The organism is Sandaracinobacteroides sp. (genome assembly GCF_057137845.1).
This window is the reverse complement of the sequence record NZ_DBNHFX010000001.1, coordinates 1-2,712: the sequence shown is the minus strand read 5'-3', so window position 1 is coordinate 2,712 and position 2,712 is coordinate 1. Positions and strand designations below refer to the sequence as shown.

Annotated in this window: 3 protein-coding genes; 2 read left to right on the top strand and 1 reads right to left on the bottom strand. The window is 63.8% G+C overall.

Annotated elements, in window-relative coordinates; translation table 11 throughout:
* The first annotated feature begins 11 nt into the window (after positions 1-11).
* Positions 12-773, top strand: a complete 762-nt coding sequence (locus tag AC16JP_RS00015; protein ID WP_484338548.1) for a PEPxxWA-CTERM sorting domain-containing protein — start codon at positions 12-14, stop codon at positions 771-773.
* A 173-nt stretch (positions 774-946) separates the two neighbouring features.
* Here AC16JP_RS00015 and AC16JP_RS00010 read toward each other — a convergent pair whose 3' ends face one another.
* A complete protein-coding gene (locus AC16JP_RS00010) occupies positions 947-1,795 on the bottom strand; it encodes a PEPxxWA-CTERM sorting domain-containing protein (RefSeq protein ID WP_484338547.1) in 849 nt (282 codons plus the stop codon).
* Between the two features lie 121 nt (positions 1,796-1,916).
* Here AC16JP_RS00010 and AC16JP_RS00005 point away from each other — a divergent pair.
* Positions 1,917-2,712: iron-containing alcohol dehydrogenase (locus AC16JP_RS00005; protein ID WP_484338546.1), on the top strand; the 796-nt coding region annotated here is incomplete at its 3' end.

Sequence of the window (2,712 nt, the reverse complement as noted above, 5' to 3'; positions counted from 1 at the left end):
GAGAATGCAACATGTTGAAATATGCTCTCGCTGCGTTGGCCGCCGTCTCGGCGTTGCCGGCTATGGCGGCATCGGTCGATCTGACCGGGTGGACCGCAGAAGGAAATCCCGGCTCGCACGACTGGGTTGTGCAATCCGGTAACGATAGTGTGCTGCAAACGCTCAACGGTGATCCGACCGTTTTCTACGGCACCGGAAACGCCATTGGCAACAAGCTGTCCGGAAAGATCAGGGTCGATACATATGCCGACGACGATTATATCGGCTTCGTACTTGGCTTTGATCCGGGCGAACTGTCATCGAACACTGCCGATTTCATTCTGATCGACTGGAAACAGTTCGATCAGGATGTAGCCAAAGTGGGGCTGTCCATCTCGCACGTAACCGGACCAATCGTATCTAATCTGGATGCATGGGGCCACACCGGGGCGGTCACCGAGTTGCAGCGTGGCGCAACCCTTGGCAACGTCGGCTGGACAGAATCCACCGATTACACCTTTGACCTCTATTACTATGCCAACAACATCCAGGTCTGGGTGAACGGCGTGAAGGAGATCGATCTGAACGGCACGTTCGGCAACGGCCGCTTCGGGTTCTACAATTATTCACAGGCGATGGTTCTCTATGCCGGCATCACCGAGGATGTCCTGCCGCCGATCGACCCGCCCACGCCGGGTGTGCCGGAACCGGCCACCTGGGCGATGCTGATCGCCGGCTTCGGCCTCGTCGGTGGCATGGCGCGCCGCCGCGGCACGCCGCGCGCAACCGCCTGACAGCACTTCCCCCGTCCGCGCCCCAGTCAGGCGGCGCGAACAGGGGGAAGAAACCATTTGCGTTCGGGGGCCCGTGTCCTGCCGCGTTGGCGAGAGCGCGGCAGGACACGGTTTTTCATACGGGCGGCAGCCGATGCCAGCGTTGCTGCATCGGCTTCGTGCCGGTGATCACCTCAGCCGTGCGAGCCGGCGATCTGCCGGCGGCGGGCCGCCGCGCCAACCAGGCCGAAGCCGGCGATCAGCATCGCCCAGGTGGCGGGTTCGGGAACCGCATCGGCCACCATCTCGAAGTCGGCCAGCATGTCGCCCTTCGAACCCATGTTCAGGTGCAGATTGTCGGCGGCACCGATGAACTTGCCCGTCCAGCCGCTGCCGACACCGATCTCAACCCGCGTCAGCAGCGTGCCCGCGCCAAGCTCGTAGGTCGACTTGCCGCCGGCCGTGAACACGGCGCCGGTCATGAAGTCGGCGAGCGTCTTGTTATAGACAGGCACCTCGGTGGTGCCGCCCGAAGGCCAGGACGGATTGCCGAACCAGTAGTTCGTGGTGCGCTGGTAGAAGTTGGCGTTGGTCAGGTCGGCCGTGATCCAGCTTCCCTCGGCCACCGCGCCGCCGCCATTATAGACCGATTCCCAGATCAGGAAGCCGGTCTTGCCCTGCGCGTTCTGGAAGAAGAAGCGCACGACGGGCGCCAGATGCGCCGGAGCGTTCGAAGCGTTGTCGCGGTAGAACTGGAACGACATGTCGTTGCCGGCCACGAGGTCGCCGAGTGTCAGGCCGTTCGAGAAATTATAGACGAAGTTCGCCTTGCCGGCATTGCCGTTCGTGCCCAGTTCCAGCGAACCGGTCTGCCCGGCGGCGGGCGGCACATAGGTGCCGGTGATGGCAACGTTGCCCGACGCCGTCACGTTGGCGGGCGCCCAGCCCTGCAGATCACCGGGAAGGATTTCGGTTGCCTGTGCGGCAGCAGGAAGCAGAATGGCAGCGCACACGGCGGCCGCCGCAAACATGTTCCGATTCATTTTTATCTCCAGACCCAAGTTGGTCGCGACATAATGCATGCTAATACCGCTTACAACTGGAATTTCTTCATTTAACAATGCTTCTAACAATGCTTCATGGTTAACCAGACGGAGACGCGCCTTGATCAGCAGCAGCCACGGCGAGTTTACATTTACCCGAACCGAGCGCGTGATGTTCGGCCGCCCCGCCCACGAAGCAATCGCCGGGCGCGCAGCGGCGATCGGCGCATTGCGCGTGCTGCTGGTGGTGTCGTCCAGCCTGCAAGGCTCGACCGATGAAATCGCCCGCATCGAAGCCGCGCTTGGCGCAAGGCATGCGGGAACCGTTGCGGGTATCGCCCCGCATGCGCCGCGATCGGGCGTGCTGCGCGCGGTGCTGGCCGCCCGTGCCGCAAGCGCCGATCTGCTGGTTTCGGTCGGCGGCGGGTCGGTGACCGACGCCACCAAGATCGTCGCGCTGGCGCTGGCGAACGGCGTGGAAACCGTTGGTGATTTCGACCGCATCCGCGTCCATGTCGATGCCGAAGGCCGGGCGGCGGCTGCCCCCTTGCGCGCGCCCGAGGTTCCGGTGATCTGCGTGCCCACCACGCTTTCCGGCGGTGAATTCAACCCCCGCTCGGGCGCGACCGACGAAGCGACGCAGCACAAGCAGGGCTACTTCCATCCCGGCATGGCGCCCGTCGCCGTCATCCTCGACCCGGCGCTTGCCCGCCACACGCCGGAATGGGTCTGGCTCTCGACCGGGGTGCGCGCCGTCGATCATGCGGTGGAAACGCTCGGCTCCCTCAGGTCGCACGGCTTTGCCGACAATCTGGCGGCAAGCGCACTTGCACAACTGACGGCCGGGTTGTGCGGCGTCAGGGATGATCCAGCCGACATCGACGCCCGGTTGCTGTGCCAGCTTGGCGCATGGCAGG

Bases quoted from the DNA above. Each gene is read 5' to 3' on its own strand.
- AC16JP_RS00015 (WP_484338548.1), top strand. From the start codon at position 12: ATGTTGAAATATGCTCTCGCTGCGTTGGCCGCCGTCTCGGCGTTGCCG.
- AC16JP_RS00010 (WP_484338547.1), bottom strand. From the start codon at position 1,795: ATGAATCGGAACATGTTTGCGGCGGCCGCCGTGTGCGCTGCCATTCTG.